The organism is Sphingobacterium cellulitidis (assembly GCF_043187465.1).
In the GTDB taxonomy this organism is placed as follows: domain Bacteria; phylum Bacteroidota; class Bacteroidia; order Sphingobacteriales; family Sphingobacteriaceae; genus Sphingobacterium; species Sphingobacterium cellulitidis.
Map to the genome: position 1 here is coordinate 1390615 of NZ_CP171136.1, position 18005 is coordinate 1408619.

General features: G+C 38.4%; 11 protein-coding genes. 1 reads left to right on the forward strand and 10 read right to left on the reverse strand.

All coding sequences use genetic code 11. From position 1 onward, the window contains the following. Positions 1 to 38 precede the first annotated feature (38 nt). The 6 genes from fusA to fsa form a co-directional block, all read right to left on the reverse strand. A complete protein-coding gene (gene fusA, locus ACF3OC_RS06065) occupies positions 39 to 2162 on the reverse strand; it encodes an elongation factor G (protein WP_094280413.1) in 2124 nt (707 codons plus the stop codon). A gap of 127 nt (positions 2163 to 2289) precedes the next feature. After that, a complete protein-coding gene (gene rpsG / locus ACF3OC_RS06070; RefSeq protein ID WP_094258280.1) occupies positions 2290 to 2757 on the reverse strand; it encodes a 30S ribosomal protein S7 in 468 nt (155 codons plus the stop codon). Positions 2758 to 2772: 15 nt separating this feature from the next. Then, entirely contained in the window at positions 2773 to 3186 is a 414-nt protein-coding gene (gene rpsL / locus ACF3OC_RS06075; RefSeq protein ID WP_002993550.1) for a 30S ribosomal protein S12, read from the reverse strand. Between the two features lie 225 nt (positions 3187 to 3411). Further along, positions 3412 to 5541 carry a ribonuclease R gene (rnr, locus tag ACF3OC_RS06080; protein ID WP_094280414.1) on the reverse strand — a complete coding sequence of 710 codons (2130 nt, stop codon included), beginning with the start codon at positions 5539 to 5541 and terminating at the stop codon, positions 3412 to 3414. 536 nt (positions 5542 to 6077) lie between these two features. After that, entirely contained in the window at positions 6078 to 6542 is a 465-nt protein-coding gene (locus ACF3OC_RS06085) for a Fur family transcriptional regulator (protein ID WP_094258282.1), read from the reverse strand. Positions 6543 to 6628: 86 nt separating this feature from the next. After that, positions 6629 to 7288 (reverse strand): fructose-6-phosphate aldolase, encoded by a 660-nt coding sequence (gene fsa / locus ACF3OC_RS06090; RefSeq protein WP_094258283.1) that lies wholly within the window; start codon positions 7286 to 7288, stop codon positions 6629 to 6631. Between the two features lie 274 nt (positions 7289 to 7562). Between fsa and ACF3OC_RS06095 the strand changes: the two genes are divergently transcribed. Then, positions 7563 to 8792: an MFS transporter gene (locus ACF3OC_RS06095; RefSeq protein ID WP_094280415.1), complete on the forward strand. Its 1230-nt coding sequence runs from the start codon at positions 7563 to 7565 to the stop codon at positions 8790 to 8792. Here the strand turns inward: ACF3OC_RS06095 and ACF3OC_RS06100 are convergent. The 4 genes from ACF3OC_RS06100 to ACF3OC_RS06115 all read right to left on the reverse strand — a co-directional run bounded on the left by ACF3OC_RS06100 (position 8759) and on the right by ACF3OC_RS06115 (position 17874). After that, positions 8759 to 9211, reverse strand: a complete 453-nt coding sequence (locus ACF3OC_RS06100) for a retropepsin-like aspartic protease (RefSeq protein ID WP_094258285.1) — start codon at positions 9209 to 9211, stop codon at positions 8759 to 8761. The two genes, ACF3OC_RS06095 and ACF3OC_RS06100, sit on opposite strands and share 34 nt — an antisense overlap. A 22-nt stretch (positions 9212 to 9233) precedes the next feature. Next, positions 9234 to 10178, reverse strand: coding sequence for a malate dehydrogenase (locus ACF3OC_RS06105; protein ID WP_094258286.1), 945 nt, complete (start codon positions 10176 to 10178; stop codon positions 9234 to 9236). 132 nt (positions 10179 to 10310) lie between these two features. After that, positions 10311 to 12635, reverse strand: a complete 2325-nt coding sequence (locus ACF3OC_RS06110) for a BamA/TamA family outer membrane protein (protein WP_094258287.1) — start codon at positions 12633 to 12635, stop codon at positions 10311 to 10313. Next, on the reverse strand, positions 12601 to 17874 hold the full coding sequence (locus ACF3OC_RS06115; protein ID WP_256962515.1) for a translocation/assembly module TamB domain-containing protein: 5274 nt from the start codon (positions 17872 to 17874) through the stop codon (positions 12601 to 12603). The genes ACF3OC_RS06110 and ACF3OC_RS06115 overlap by 35 nt, the downstream gene beginning before the upstream one ends. Positions 17875 to 18005: the final 131 nt, after the last annotated feature.

Here is an 18005-nt window from a genome sequence, read left to right on the forward strand (position 1 = left end):
TTTACAACCAGGGATCGGTTTGTTTTTATTCGAATGAATTATTCTTCGATTCCTTTAACTTTTCCTTTTGCCTTCGCAATTACGTCCTCTTGAACGTTACGAGGTGCATCAGAATAGTGATCAAATTCCATTGTAGATGTTGCACGACCTGAAGTAATGGTACGTAATTGTGTTACATATCCAAACATTTCTGAAAGTGGAACTAATGCTTTGATTACTTGTGCTCCGTTACGTGAATCCAAACCTTGCATTTGACCACGACGACGGTTTAAGTCTCCCATTACATCACCCATGTTCTCTTCTGGTGTCAATACTTCTACTTTCATGATAGGCTCCATTAATACTGGAGAACATTTAGGAAGTGCTTGACGGTAGGCCATCTTCGCTGCTAATTCGAAAGATAATGAGTCTGAATCGACTGCGTGGAATGAACCATCAATCAAACGAACTTTCATACCTGACAATTGGTAACCAGCTAAAACACCATTCTTCATGGAAACTTCAAATCCTTTTTGAACTGAAGGAATGTATTCCTTAGGAATAGCACCACCAACAATCTCATTAACGAATTGAAGAGGGTTTTTAACTACATCCCAATCCTCATCTGCAGGAGAAATAACAACTTTGATATCCGCGAATTTACCACGACCACCTGATTGTTTTTTGTAAACTTCACGGTGTTCTGTAGATCCGTTGATAGACTCTTTGTATGCTACTTGTGGAGCTCCTTGGTTAACCTCTACTTTGAACTCACGTCTCAAACGGTCGATCAAGATATCTAAGTGAAGCTCACCCATACCTGAAATAACTGTTTGACCAGTGTCTTCGTCAGTTTTTACTACGAAGGTTGGATCCTCCTCAGCTAATTTGTTAAGTCCGATACCTAATTTATCAACGTCAGCTTGTGTCTTAGGCTCAATCGCTAAACCAATTACTGGCTCAGGGAATACCATTGACTCAAGAATGATTGGGTTTTTCTCGTCACATAAAGTGTCACCAGTTTTGATGTCTTTGAAACCAACTACAGCACCGATATCTCCAGCTCCGATTCTTTCAATAGGGTTTTGTTTGTTCGCGTGCATTTGGAAAATACGAGAGATACGCTCTTTGTTTCCTGAACGAGTGTTCAATACATAAGAACCAGCATCTAAGAATCCTGAATATACACGAGTGAAACACAAACGACCTACGAATGGGTCAGTAGCAATTTTGAAACCTAATGCAGCAAATGGCTCAGCTTCTGATGGCTTACGAGAAATCTCTTCACCTGTACGTGGGTCTGTACCTTTAACAGCTTCTTGATCCAATGGCGATGGCAATAACTCCATAACGAAGTCAAGCATAGTTTGAACACCTTTATTTTTGAAAGATGAACCACAAACCATAGGAACAATAGCGTTATCTAAAACAGCCTTACGTAAAGCGTCTAAGATTTCGCGCTCTGTTAATGAATCTGGATCATCAAAGAATTTCTCCATTAATGACTCATCATATCCAGCAACAGCTTCTAATAATTTTTCACGGTATTCTGCAACCTCTTCAAGCATATCGTCAGGAATTGGAACTTCAGTAAAGGTCATTCCTTTATCTGCTTCATTCCAAACGATACCACGGTTGTTGATTAAGTCAACAACACCAGTGAAGTTGTCCTCAGCACCGATAGGCAATTGAAGCGCTACAGCTTCAGAACCTAACATATCTTTTACTTGCTTAACTACTTTTAAGAAGTCAGCACCAGAACGGTCCATTTTATTTACGAAACCAATACGTGGAACTTTGTATCCATCAGCTAAACGCCAGTTAGTCTCTGATTGTGGCTCAACACCATCAACAGCAGAGAATAAGAATACTAATCCATCTAATACACGTAATGAACGGTTTACTTCTACAGTAAAGTCAACGTGTCCAGGTGTATCAATTACGTTTACTTGGTATTTTTTGTTACGGTAGTTCCAAAATACGGTTACAGCTGCAGACGTAATCGTGATACCACGCTCTTGCTCTTGTGCCATCCAGTCAGTCGTAGCAGATCCTTCGTGAGTCTCGCCTAACTTGTGGTTTACACCTGAGTAGAATAAAATACGCTCTGTAGTTGTAGTTTTACCAGCATCGATGTGTGCAGCGATACCAATATTTCTTACTAATTTTAAATCTTTTGCCATGTTTTTTATTGCAGTTTGCCTATTGGCTGATTGTTATTTCTTTTGAAATAAATACACCGACTTTGATAATCGAAAAAATCTATTATCTAAAGTCGGTGTAAACATATTTGATTCTTTTTGTTCAAAATTAGAATCTGAAGTGTGAGAACGCTTTGTTAGCTTCCGCCATCTTGTGCGTATCTTCTTTCTTCTTAACAGCAGCACCTTCACCTTTAGAAGCTGAAATGATTTCTCCCGCTAATTTCTCAAACATAGTTTTTTCACCACGCTTGCGAGCATAAGAAATTAACCATTTCATACCTAAAGCGATCTTGCGCTCAGGACGAACTTCCATAGGTACTTGGAAGTTTGCACCACCAACACGACGAGATTTAACCTCTACCGCTGGCATTACATTGTTAAGAGCTTTTTTCCAAGTCTCAAGACCATTCTCTTGAGTCTTTTGCTCTACTAATTCAACTGCATCGTAAAAAATTGAATATGCGATAGATTTCTTTCCATCAAACATCATGTTATTTACGAAACGTGTTACCTGAACATCGTTAAACTTTGGATCAGGTAAAATGATTCTCTTTTTTGGTTTTGCTTTTCTCATTTTCTTTTCCTCCGTTTATTTTTTCTTACCTTTTGCTGGTGCAGCAGCTGCTTGTCCTGGTTTAGGACGTTTTGTTCCGTATTTAGAACGACGTTGGTTACGACCCGCAACACCGGAAGTATCTAATGCACCACGAATAATGTGGTAACGAACTCCTGGTAAGTCCTTAACACGACCGCCACGAATTAATACGATCGAGTGCTCTTGTAAGTTGTGGCCTTCTCCTGGGATATAAGCATTCACCTCTTTACCGTTTGTTAAACGAACGCGAGCTACTTTACGCATTGCTGAGTTTGGTTTTTTAGGGGTAGTAGTGTATACACGTGTACACACACCTCTTCGCTGTGGACATGAGTCCAACGCTGGTGACTTACTCTTGTCTACCAGAGCTACTCTACCTTTTCTAACTAATTGTTGAATAGTAGGCATTTACCTGTTTTTCTTATTTGTTTTTGTTAAAAAATGTTTTTAAGTCCGCAAAGATATAAAGAATAATCTAAACTGTAAAGAGTTGTGTGTTAAGTTTTTTAAAATATTTTCGCTTGCCCGTAATTTCCAACCCCATTAACCCTAATTCTAAACTCCCAAAAAATAAAAATGCTCCCTAATCGCTTAAGGAGCACCCGTTTAGACCTAAGTCTTTCTTTTTATTTCTTAACTCAATAAGGTGAAGTCAATCTGCCTCTTCTCTAAATCTACCTTCTTTACCTTGATCTGAACTTCATCCCCTAATTGATATACTTTCTTCTTCCTTTGTCCTATAATCGCAAAGTTCTTCTCGTCCAACGTGTAAAAATCATCCGTAATGTCTCTTAATCGAACCATTCCCTCACATTTGTTCTCCTCAATTTCTACATACATACCCCATTCCGTAACTCCAGATACAAGACCTTTGTATTCAACGCCAATTTGGTCCTGTAAGTACTCCGCTTGTTTGTATTTGATCGATGCTCTTTCTGCCTCTGCTGCCTTCTTCTCCATTTGGGAGGAATGCTCAGACATCTTTTCGTAGTGGTCAGCATTTACTTTTCTGCCACCATCCAGATAATATTGAAGTAGTCTATGAACCATCACGTCCGGATATCGACGGATAGGGGAGGTGAAGTGGGTATAAAAATCAAATGCTAATCCGTAATGGGAGCTCTTCTTCGTTGTGTAAATAGCCTTGGCCATCGAACGAATTGCCAGAGAGGTCAACAGATTTTGTTCTTTGGATCCTTCAATTTTTGTCAATAAAGAATTTAGGGATTTCGCAGTTTCCTTGTCGGTCTTGATGCTTAGGCGGTGCCCAAACCTCGAAGCGAATTGTGAAAAGCTTGTCAAGGTCTCCGGATTTGGAACATCATGGAATCTATATACAAATGGAAGTTTGTTTTTCCCTTTGCCCATTCTACCAATAAATTCTGCAACCTTTCGGTTTGCCAAAAGCATAAAGTCTTCAATCAATTTATGAGCTTCTTTTCTAACCTTAGTGTAGACCCCGGTGGGTTTTCCATTTTCATCAAGGTTGAATTTTACCTCCTCGGATTCAAAACTGATTGCTCCAGCTTTGAATTTACGCTCGCGTAAAATAAATGCCAGCTCATTCAATTTTAAAATCGCTTCGGATAATTCATCCTCTTTTCCTTCAATAATCTCCTGTGCTTGTTCATAGGAGAGCCTTCGGTCTGAATGAATAACCGTTCTGCCAAACCATTGATCATGGACATTGGCCTTTTCGTCCAATTCAAAAACGGCCGAAAAACACAACTTGTCCTCATTCGGACGTAAGGAACATAAATTATTGGATAACCTTTCTGGGAGCATCGGGATAACTCGGTCTACCAGATAAACTGATGTTCCTCGTTCAAATGCTTCCTTGTCCAAAGTAGAGTCCGGAGTGACATAATGGGAAACATCCGCAATATGGACTCCAACTTCGTAATTCCCGTTTTCTAATTTTTTAAATGAAATGGCATCGTCAAAATCCTTGGCGTCTGCCGGGTCAATCGTAAAGGTAGTTGTGTTTCTGAAATCATGACGTTTTGCAATTTCCTCTGCGCTGATAATATCGGAGATGGAATTTGCAGCGTCCTCAACAGCTTTAGGGAATTCTAGTGGAAAGCCAAAGTCCGCAAGGATCGCGTTCATTTCTGTGTTGTTCTCACCTTTCTTACCTAAAACACTCTTCACCGTTCCAATCGGATTTTTAGCGTTTTTAGGCCACTCCAAAATAGAGACCAAAACTTTCTCCCCGTTTTTCGCACCATTCAGGTTGTCTAAGGGAATAAAAATATCATGTAGCATTTTCCGGTCGTCGGGCTGGAAGAATGCATAAGTTTTCGAAATATCGATGGTACCTGTAAAGTCTGTCTTCGCACGTTGCAGAATCTCTACAACTTCACCCTCTCTTTTTCGCCCTTTCTTTCGCTCATAAACATGGACCTTGACGATGTCATTATGTAAGGCTTGTCTTAGTTTTCGAGGGGCTACATAAATGTCACTTTCAGTATCATCTTCCGGAACAATATATGCCGATCCATCAGCAGTCATATCGACCTTTCCGGTCACATAAACATGAAGCTGTTTGAGCTGAAATTTCCCTCGCTCTGGTTGGTTGAATTGTCCCGTCCTGGTGCCATCCGTGAGGATGTCCGAAATGGTGACTTTTGAGTCCGTATCTGTGATGTTTAATTTGGCCGCGACTTGCTTATAGTTAAGTGCTGTGTTTCCTGATTTTTCAAATATGTCAACGATCAGTTGGGTTAAAACTTCTTTGTAAGGATTCTCTTTTTTTGATTTCATATGCTGTCGTTTTGTCTGTTCCTTCAGTTGTCTTTTCTTTTCTGAAGGATAGGGGAGTGGTCAAATCCAATGGCTATTTTACTTGCCTGATTTTGCTTATCCAAATCCCTGAATCTAATATACTGAAATCTCTCCATTTTTGGTTCATTACACAAAATTTGAAGTTTAAAAATTTGATTTCATTTTAAAATGAATAAATAATTTTATTTAGCTTAATTAAGTACCTGATTTTTAATAAAATATATGTTAATTGCTAAAACTAAAATTGTCTATAATTTTTGTAAACTATTGATTAATAGATGTGAATGAGAAAAGAGGGCTTTTAGATGCTATTTTGCTAAACTATTTTATATTATATTTATGTATACTTGATTTTGTATAAGTTGCTATAAAATAGAGTAGTAAGAATATTAAGACTAAAAATTAGCAAGAAAAATAAAATTGGTTTAGCAGGTGGTTTTTAATCAAAAAAATGCTCTTGAATTTTCAAGGTACTTTTGAAATTCAAGAGCAATTTATATAAAATTTATGAAATATTACGATGATTTTTTATTGCAATTGTCGCAAATTCCCACAGCATTGATGGCAATGGAATGTAAAGAAAAGTCTTTGGGCAACTTGATTTTTGGAAGCGCAATTTCATCGAGACAGTAGACAGAATTGCAGACTGAACAAATGAAATGTACATGTTGATCATGGTGATGATCCGCCGAACATCGGGTCGAACAGATCGCGTAAGTCGCTGTCCCATTCAGGTCAAAAACCTTATGAAGAATTCCTTTTTCTTCCAGGCTGGCAAGAATTCTATAGAGAGTTACACGGTCGATTTCAGACCCTAAAATCTTCTCTAATTCTGGTTGTGAAATCGCTGAAACTTTTGTCGATATTATGTCCAAAACTCGCAGTCTTGGTTGGGTGACTTTTAGTTGATTTGCCTTTAATAATTGGCTGTATTCTTCTAGTTTTTCTGGAGCCAATTCCGTACTCATATCCGCTTTCATGCTATAAATTTACGCATTTAAATCGGGTATAAAAAAAGCCCCCAATTTCAAATTGGAGGCCCTATATTTTCTCAGGAAAATTCTAATTATTTACCTGCAGCTTTCGCATGGTCAGCCAAGAATTGAGCTAAACCGCTATCCGTTAATGGGTGTTTTAATAACGCTAAAATCGCTGATAATGGACCAGTCATAACGTCTGCACCAATCTTAGCACAACCTAAAATATGCGCACTGTGACGTACTGAAGCCGCTAAAATCTGTGTTTGAAATCCATAATTATCGTAAATCTCACGGATTTCCTCGATTAATCCTAAACCATCAACAGAAATATCATCCAAACGACCAATGAATGGAGATACATACGTAGCACCTGCTTTCGCAGCCAATAAGGCTTGACCAGCCGAGAAAACTAACGTACAGTTCGTTTTAATGCCCTTTTTGCTGAAATATTTAATTGCTTTTACACCGTCTTTAATCATCGGAACTTTAACAACAATCTTGCTGTCTAAAGCAGCTAAAGCTAAACCTTCCTTAATCATGCCTTCGTAATCTGTAGAAATTACCTCTGCACTAACGTCCCCATCAACGATCTCGCAAATCGCTTTATAGTGGTTGATTACATTTTCATCGCCAGAAATACCTTCTTTCGCCATTAAGCTAGGGTTGGTAGTTACTCCGTCTAAAACGCCAAGGTCTTGAGCTTCTTTGATTTGTTCAAGGTTTGCGGTATCAATAAAAAATTTCATGATAGTATTTGAATTAATTTGTTTTGTAGAATTCTCTATTATCCTTTTGGATATGCAAAGGTAGTTATATTGTTTTAAGAATTGAAGTTATTGACCTCTAATCCAATTTATTTATCTGATTTTTAATCTAAATTCTGTCCATTTTACAACAATTCTTGCCCTTCCATTGTTATCAATAGTGAATTGTAATATTTTATTCACGCTTTATTGGATTGTTCTCTATTTGAATTTCAATCCTTTATATTTATCTCGCTGTAACAAGAATTCGCATTTCATGCAAATATTTAGATCCCTAAAGTACCCAAACTATCGATTACATGTAATTGGGCAGTCGATATCCCTGTTGGGCACCTGGATGCAAAGAATCGCCATTAGCTGGCTCGTTTATCAACTTACAAACTCTGTCTTTTGGCTCGGATTTGTCTCCTTTATCTCCCTATTACCCTCGCTTGTCCTGTCTCCTTTTATCGGTGCATTTGTAGATCGCCACAAGAAATATAAACTCGTATTGATTACCCAAATAGGATTGATGATTCAAGCCGGTTTACTCGCGCTATTGGTCTATTTGAAGATGGAATCTGTACTTTATCTCTCCATTTTAGGCTTTATTCAAGGTGTGGTAAATGCATTTGACGTCTTGGGAAGACAAGCATTATTGGTCAATTTGGTCGATAATAGACGGGATTTACCGAATGCAATTGCCCTGAATAGCTCTATTTTCAATGCCGCTCGAATGGTAGGACCTGCAATCGGTGGTATTTTGCTCTCAACTTATGGTGAATTAGCTTGTTTTACACTCAATTTTGTCAGTTTTATCCCGGTTATCATCTGCTTATTGCTGATGAAAGTCACGGAACATGTTATTATTATCCCTAATGAATCCTCCTTTGAAGGACTCGTCAAGGGGTTTAATTATCTGAAAAGATCGCCCCATATTGCCTCCCTGATCATTATTTTGTCCATCTCAAGCCTCTTGGTTATTCCTTATACGTCCTTGTTACCCGCCGTTGCCAGGGAATTATTCCATGGTAATGAACAAACTTTTTCTTGGTTTGAAAGTGCTGCCGGACTAGGGGCAATGATTGGTGCCATCAACATGGCAAGGCTAAAAACTGGTGAAAATCTCCGTTATAGAATTATGTTCGCAGCCTTTTTTATGGGAATTTCTTTGGTTTTATTAGCCTTTGCCCATTATTTGCCCTCAGCCTTATTCTTTACGGGAGCTGTTTCTTTTTCCATGATGATGCAGAATTCTTCCATCAATACCTATATACAGACTCATGCCATGCCGGCTTATAGGGCAAGGGCGATGTCCTATTATGTGATGGCATTCCAGGGAATATTCCCGCTGGGCAGTTTATTAACAGGAGCAATTGCTGAAATTGTAGGCATAAAAAACACCCTCTATATCATGGGAGGGTGCGGAATGTTAATCGGAATAGGATTTTACATCTATTTAAGACTTCATATTCAACGTCGCTTATTCAAGTTTAATTTGCGTTGATTCAGCGTAAGTAAATTCTTACGATAATCAATCCTCGCACCGTAAAGCTTTAAAATATCTCCACCTAAAACCCCAATAACAGGGTCTAAACCTATCTGGTTATAGGCAAAATTAATTGAACTTAAATCCAGTACAGCAGCCGTAAAGTTTTTTACTTGCCAGTCCGCTAATTTTAAAATAGGAAGGGTAATCATAAAACTCTCCATCGTGTTGGTACCTAGGCCGGTAGATAGGATATCGGTATTTAAGAATTCTTCCTCATTGATCCCCGAATTTAGTAAGGTTTCTTTATCTAATACGGTTTTGGAGGCTCCAGTGTCAATTACCATCTTGAATTTCTTGTCAAAAATCTCAATCTCAGTAATAATATGAAAGCCATCGGCCTGTAGACCGATGACTTCAAAAGGAATATTTTGCATTTAATTTATAATCTTCTTTACCCTATTTCTTTAAAACTCCCTCATCAAATAGCACCTGATTCATCTTTCTAACAGCCTCAGCACTTGCTTTAAACAGTTCTTCTTCTTCACTTGAAAGCTCCATCGGAACTATGCGGTCCCAACCTTTATTGTTAATGATGACAGGAACACCAATATTGATGTCTTCCTGACCATATTCTCCTTCCAAATAAACCGACGCAGTAAACAATCTATTCTGGTTATGAACAATACTTTCAACCATCGCAGCTGCTGCAGCACCTGGCGCATACCATGCTGAAGTGCCGATTAAGGCTGTTAAAGTAGCCCCTCCAACCATGGTTTTCTTAACAATTTCTTGCTCCTCTTCAGGAGTTAAAAAGTCTGAAACAGCAACACTATTCCAAGTCGCATGCTTGATTAATGGAATCATGGTGGTATCTCCGTGTCCACCTATAACGATGGCATTAAGATCATTCGCTGATGCATTTAACTTATCACTGATTTGATACTTAAACCGCGCTGAATCTAAGGCCCCGCCCATACCTATGATACGGTTTTTTGGAAGTCCACTCGATTTTAACGCTAAATAGGTCATCGTATCCATTGGATTCGATACAATTAATATGATAATATCCGGTGAATGCTTGATTAGGTTCTCAACAACGGTTTTTACAATATTCGCATTGGTGCCAATCAATTCTTCCCGCGTCATACCTGGTTTTCTAGGAATACCAGAAGTAATTACCGCCACAGATGAACCTGCCGTTGCTAAATAATCATTCGTAACACCTTTGATTTTAGCATCAAAGCCTAATAGGGCAGATGTTTGCATCATATCCTGAGCCTTTCCTTCTGCAAATCCTTCCTTGATGTCCAACAAAATGATTTCTTCAGCTACATTTTTTCTTACCAGATTATCAGCGGTCGTTGCTCCAACTGCCCCTGCTCCAACTACGGTTATTTTCATATAGTTAAGGGTTATGTTTATATCCATTAAATCTAACAAAAATTATCGTCAATTCAGGGAGAAAACGGTCAATTTAATGTAATTCAATAATTCCAATAAAAAAGAGCAGCAAAATATTTGCTGCTCTTTTTCCTAGAATGGATAACCTATCGCTAGGTTGAAAACCAAATTATCTCTTCTCCAATCCCGGTCTCGAATATCGATATATTTGAAGACCCAACGATCATCCTTCGGACGATAGGGAACGCGGAATGGAATCGCAAAATCCGTACGGATAATTAAAAAATCTAAATCCAAGCGTAAACCCAAACCGCCACCAACAGCTAATTCACTTAAGAATTCCTTGCTGAACTGACCTCCAGGCTTATTCTCATCCTTATTCTGTAACCAAACATTACCAGCATCGATAAAGGCTGCCCAATGTAGCATACCCGCAATCTTTGCACGGTATTCGGTGTTCAGCTCCAATTTAAAATCCCCAGTCTGGTCAGCAAAGAAATTCTCTTCCCCCAAATTCTCAGGTAATGAAGAACCAGGACCAACTGAACGCGCTCTAAATGCTCGAAGACCATTTGGACCGCCAGTAAAATATTGCTTTAAATAGGGTAGGGAACGGGAATTTCCGTAAGAATAACTCGTCCCAATCATAAATCTAGAGGCTAAGGTGGAGGTCGGTGTTATCTTTAGATAATGCCTTAAATCCGCTTCCGCCTTGATAAATTGAGAATAGGCAGTTCCAAATAATTCCTTGATTTTTCCTTCTTTATAATTTGCCCCTTGTATCAAACCTAATATATTACCTGAAGTATTTAATCCCGCCTTGGCATAAAAGGTGTGTTTTTTGTTCTCCATGGTATTCGTAAAGGTGTACACATAGTTTGGACCAAACGAAAATTGTGGATCTACAATATGCCTTAAGGTTGGCACCGTATCCATTTGCGCCCGATATTCATCTGAAATACCCCTAGGTTGAACGTAAATAATCTCCGCAAGCGTTAAATTATGGTCCTTCTGTTGATTCTCCTTCCAGGCATATCCATAATTCAAGGTCATTGAATTCAAGGTATAGGCAGTCCTTCGATTTAAAAACTCATATCCAGCTTTTAAGAATGTTTTTGGGATATATTGTTTGCTCGGCGCCCATTTATAAGGCGATAATAATCGTGGCCAAGTGATACCTACTTCCGCACCATATCGGATATAACTCGAATTTAAGTTCACATTCCCACCAGTCTGTGTCTCATATCCCCCAAATACCGATAAAGTAAGGTTCTCAAAGCCTTTGAAAGCATTCTTCAAAGTCCAATTCGCCGTTACTTCTGTACCATTATAAACCGCTGCAGTCTTACCGACCAACTCTATACGAATCGATTTCTTGTCCATTGGTGTTAAATAGTAATATACATCCAAGTGATTGGCTGAATCTGGACTGTCCACAAATTCATTTTTTACAAATTTGAAGGTATTTAGGTTCACCAAATGGTTAATCGTCATATTATGGTTCCAACGATTATACATCGCTTCCGGCTCCAAAAATAGATGGTTTGCTAATACTTTCTTACGATATTTATTCTGTGGATCAATGATATAAAATTTATCATCGTATTTTTCTACACTTCTTGGTACGCGGCGACGATTGCTACCACTTGTTTCTTTATAGTCCGCAAATACATAAACATTTCCGATATGTTGCGGCTCCTTCGCTTGACGCGGTGTCTCCGGTTTTACGGTCATAAACATATCAACCTTATGATCCCCAATCGTACTATCAACCTCAACCAAAAGATGATCTGGACTAAAATAATAATAGCCCTTATCCTTTAATCTCCCATCAATCCGGTCCCGCTCATTTAGAATAACGTCCAGGTTGTAATTGCTTCCCGGTTTTAATAAACTCTCATGCTTATGTTCCATAATGGATCTACCCAATCTGGAATTACTATCCACATCAAATTTGACCTCATTAATTCGATAAATAGGACCTGGAAATGCATCGTATTGAATGCTCGCCATCTTGCCATCTATCAGCGTATCTGAAGTTACCCTCGCCGTGAAAAAACCTAGGTTTTCCATTTTATTACGCAGTAAATTCTCGTTGTATTCACGATTGACATCACTCAACAACACTGGTGCCTGACCTTGTTTTTTCAACCAACGACGAATGAAATTATTACTGGTATCCGGACCGCCACCCATATTCCATAAACCTACCTTAAAATAAACTCCTAAAAATTTACTATTCGGTTTTGGCAATAAAGAACTCTCCAGATAGGTTTCAAATCCTTCCTTACGTTCCTTCGGAATCGTGTCATTATGAATGACAACATCCCCCTCTTTATAGAACTTATCGCCTTCAGCAATATATTTGGTCGGATTACAACTTGCAATCAATAATAACCCAAGGGAGCAAGCGAATAAATGCTTAATTTTCATGATTCCCTCCTTCCTCTTCTTCATTTTTAATAGCTGATCTATTTGGTTCAATTGTATTTTTTGAAGTATCTCTGTTCGTACGATTGCTATCTATTGGAAGACTGCTGCTATCTTGTTGTCTTTTCAATTCTAGCTGTTGTTTTTCTTTTTCTTGCTCCTCAATCCTTTTTCTGAATTCTGGACTATGCAACATTAAACTATCACGAATAACCATCCTTACAGAATCCCTATATACAGAATCTGTTTCCATCCGGTCAACATCAAATCTTCTTCTAAATCCGCGGCTTTCCGTATTATAATACTCCTGAAGAGCCTTGGAATTCATGAATAACTCCTTGAACCTGTTGTAGCTCATGTTGATGATAAATCCTATTCCTGTCTCAACAAACTGACCTTGTAAGGTCGCCTGGTATTGATTCTTACGATAAACCCGAGCAAAATAACGTCCATCCTTCGATAATTGATAATCTAAGGAGATATCCCCCGCAATGTTGGATGCCTTTTCTCCTGGACGTGTATTCCCTTCAACCTCAAAATTGGAACCGATAGTTATCTTTAATCGATCATCAAACAACATTTTCGATATCCCAACATTTAAGTCTGTTCTGGTTTCAGCATTTCCTGTTAAATAATCCTCCTCCGAATTTAAGTTGAAATCCAATTCCACGCCTTTAATCAGGTTGGAAGCCAAATTGTTCAACTGTCCCGTCAGGAATGAACTGACTGTACTTCTGACCATCGCCTCAGTTCCACCTCCTGATAAACTCTCAAATGGATTCGCCGACATAAATCTACCCAAGGCAATCAATGAGAAGACCTGTTTGTTCAACTCTGCCGGATCTTCCCGCATATTGGATAAGGCTATATTAACCTTGTTCACCACATCCTGCGATACAATGGCATTATCCTCATCAAGATCTATGTCGAAATTGATTTGTGGTTTGAATAATTCTCCTGTTAATTTCAATAATACATTGAATGGAACCCTTTGCTTATATAAGTTCTGGCTCTCGGAAGAAATTTGATTCTGTACCAATTCTAAAGTGGCAAATTTCCCCGAATATACCGCTGTAATATCCATTCTCGCATCTAATGGGTCTCCATTCCAGGTAATGGTACTTCCTTTCTGGAAACTAAAGTCCTTCGAAATTGGTCCAAAGGAGAAGGTATAATCTCCTTTTTCTACCGTAAAGGTTCCTGACATGGTAATCTTGTCATTCGCATCAATACTGGTGTTAATCTCCGCAACACCCTGAATATTGAGGGCATCTTGAGTACCTTCATCTAATATAATCTTAAATTTGGCATCTGGATCCGTGCTCAGGTTCAAGGCAATATCATATCCCGATAACTCACTGGATACCGTGGTCATCGAATCCAATTGCGCAAAAACATTCGCCCTGGCCGTATCACTCTTATCCACAAATTTAACCACACCCTCACGTTGCGCAATTCCCGGATCTTCATTCGGAACAATAAAATTAAACTCTGTCCGGTCATTCGCCTTTACATTTCCATCTATTCGTGGCTTGTCCAAATTCCCGGTTATCCGAAGATTGGAAGTCACATACATCTTTCCAAAGAATAAGTCATTATCCAATCTAGTGGAATTCATGACCTCAAAGTCATCAGTGGTCAGATTTAAATTGAAGATGAAATCGGTATAGGTCGTCGTTTTAATCGTACCATTTAATCGAGCTACGTTATTTTTGGAATCTACCAGATTAAATTGACGGAAGGTAATACCTTGATCGTTGAAATAAATCTTCTGATTATCTGCGCGCATATTGGAATTCAACATGGAGGCATTGATAATAGCATCATGGAATGTTAATTCCCCATTTATTCGCGGTGCGGAAGTCGTCCCAGTAATTTTTAAAGTTCCTGATAAATCTCCTTGTGCATCCCGTAAATTACCTAAACTGAAGGCTTGAATGGTCTGCATCCGCATCGGGTTCAGGTTTAAGGTCGCATCTATCTGCATATCGCCCTCTGGTGGTGAAATTACATCTCCCACCAAGTGTACATCATTGCCGTTCTCCGTAATGCGTACATCTGCCGAATAGGTGTTCTCCTTAATATTATTGACCTTCAATGCCACATTACCAATCGTATCGGTGCCAAAGAAGAATTTATCAATTGTAAGATCCGAAACAAAAACAGGGGAGGACTCAAAACGAGAAACCGTCGCGTTACCATTAATTCCGCCGCCTAATTTTAAGGTCTCAGATTGAAGCATTTCGGTAATAGTCTCAATCCTAAAGTTGTTGAAATTAAGGTCAATAGGAGAGTTGAAAGTCGAATCCTGCGATTGTATACGAAGTTCCTGACCTTCATTGCTCAGGATAAATCCACTCGCACGAACACCTTTCTCACCAAAACTAATGATATTATTTGGCTCGATATCCCAATCCTCATAATTCAGCATTAATCCATCTTCCTTCAACGAGATATTATAGCTGTTATTCGCTACTTGCATCTTCGCACCTAAATGGTACTGTTCCTTATCTTCCTTGTCCTTAATCCATAATCCAAAATCAACATTATTCTCTACCACACTACCACTCATCACCGTATTGCGTAACTCGATATTGTTGATTAGAATATGGCCTATCAAGGCATTGTAATATAATGTGCTATCCGCTGTGATGATATCTACACCGACATTCTCAATTTCAGTACCCGCATAGGTGACCTTCGGTGCCAATAACTTGGCCATCAAGGAATGATCAGCACTATTAAAGGTACCATCTAAAGTTACATCTTGTAATTCTTGTAACTCCGGTAAGAAGTCTCGGATAATCCTCGAACGATATAATCGCGCTGAAAACTCAAATTGCTGCGGCGAATACTCATACTTCTGTTTAATCCCGGAAGGATTGTAATAGGTTTGAATAATATCCGAGATGGAAGATCCCAGCTCCGTCAATTTATAACTTCCAGTCAAATGCGCACTTAAAAACTCCGAATTTAAGATCAAGGTATTCTTACCAGTGTCGGATTGGGCTGTCAATGAAACCGTATCCAAGGAATAACGGTCTTTTTCATAGGCAATTGAAGAGTTCGTAACTAATAGGGAACCATTAAGATTATCTAAATCCAATGCTTCAAAATCTGCTGTAATTTTTCCATGATAACGAACATTCTGATCCATTAACTTCAGGTTCTTGAAGTTAATGCTATCAATCATCATCTCAGCATATAACTTAGGAAATTGGCCACGCATATCCGCTTGGATATTTGCGTCCAAATCAATATTCGGATCGGGACTCTTGATGGTTCCGGCAATATCTCCTGAACGTGCCGTCAAATCAAAATTCACATCCTTATAACTATAACCCATGGCATCAAAACGGTTCAACGTTCCTAAAACATCCGCCTGCATGGTTTTAGGGTTTAATCCAGTACCACTCACTTGAGCCTGAGCTGAAACATATCCAAGAACAGAGTCTTGTTTCAGGAATTCGCCCAAATTGAAGTTGTCAACCGTCACAAAGGCATTATAGGTGGTATCCCTGCCCATGTTCAATTTACCATTGACTGTCGCATTCCCTTGTTCTGTAATCAACTTCATGTTGGTGTCAAAACCTTTCATCCCACCTTTGAAGGTACCTGTTAAACTAATGTTTCGAGGTAACTCAATGCTATCTGGTAATAAAGATGGAGCTATTAATTGTTTTAGATCATTTCTACCTGTAACCATTTTCTTAAGGTTCAGGTCGATATACATTTTTTCTACATCTGGTAAGCCCTTGATATGTGCAGTGGCAATCACATGGGTATTGTTCAAGGTCTTAAACTCAAATCGCGGAATTCGAAGGTCATTCAACTTACCCATTACCTTTCCGTCAATGTAGAATCTCTTGTTCATAAGAGGTTTCATAACCTCTTCTTTTTCAAGATCCGGAGCCAATAAACGGATATCCTTCATATCAATATGGCTCTTTTTGATATTCGCATTGATGGTCATTGCTGCTGGATTATTCGAAACAGCATCCAATGAAGGGTAGGAGATGATTATCTCGTCCTGAATTAGGGTATTTGGCGTTTGAAGCAACAAGTCCTTGATTGTTGCGCCAGTATTTGTATATACAAAATCACCCTTTAGTTGCTTTAAATTAAAGCCCGAATGATCTTTTATGGTAAATCCTTTCAAATCTCCAGAAATGGAATCTGAGGAATAATATAGTTCATCAAGTGCACCCGCAATGTCTGTTAACTTCAAATTGAAATAATCAATTCCTTTCGTTCGAGCTTGATTATCATCCTTGAACCAAAAATTACTTTTCTCAATGGCTAACTTGTCAACAGAAACTTTCCAGTTATTCGAACTACTGGTTGTATCAACCTTGTCATCAAAGGTGTGTTCACGAGTTGTTTTTCCAAATAAAACCTCAGAATCGGAATCTGATAGTTTAATCTCTTTTAATTTGACGAGTTCTTTGTTCAAATCGATTTGCTCAATATTTCCAGCTAAATTCTTGATATCGAATTTACTCTGCATATTGATGGCCTTGTCATCATACCTGACAAAGATGTTTTTTAAATCAATGGTTTTGATGTCAATATTAGGAAGGAGCGAAGACTGTTCTACGCTGGTACTGGTTATCCCAAAATCTGAAGCCTTTACCGAATCTTGGGAGGTAATGACTGCCCACTGTTTAATATCTGCGGTCAATCCATCGATTTTTACATTTGGCATCCCGAAGGACATATTATTTGTTAAATCGAATTTTGAAACCCTTGTGTCAAATTTATTTAAATATATATTCGCTGATGTTCCAATGACATCATCTTTATAAACAAAATTGATTTTTTCGAACTGGACTTTGTCAATATCAAAAGTTAAGGCGGAAGTAGAGTCTGCAGTGGGCGTACTTTCTTTTTCGGAGGCAAAGGCGGCTACGATATAATCAAAATTAAAACTGCTATCGGGAAGGGTTCTATTGATTTTTGCAGTAATACCTTTTAGCTGTAATTCATTAATTTCAACCGTGTTCTTCAATAATTTCCACATATTGATGTCCACCATCAATGACTCCCCAGCTAGTAGAGTGTCCTTTGATTTATCCGCAAAAAAAACATCGTTTAATTCAAGCTTTTTTGGAAAATTAATATAAATATGACCAATATCTACCTGGGTCCCAAGCTTATTTTCTAAATAATTCGAAACCTTACCAACCACATAATTCTGTACGGATGGTAAACGGATTAGAAAAATAACAAGTAAAAGTAAAGCAATTATGGAACCTATAATCCACAAGACAGTTTTTAATACTATTCGACCAAATCTATTCAAAGCCTGAAAAATATTCTTTTATATATAATTAATGTTGTATCTCTTACTAACAGCTATTTGCCACATTTGTTTATTAATAAATCAATTTAATCGCA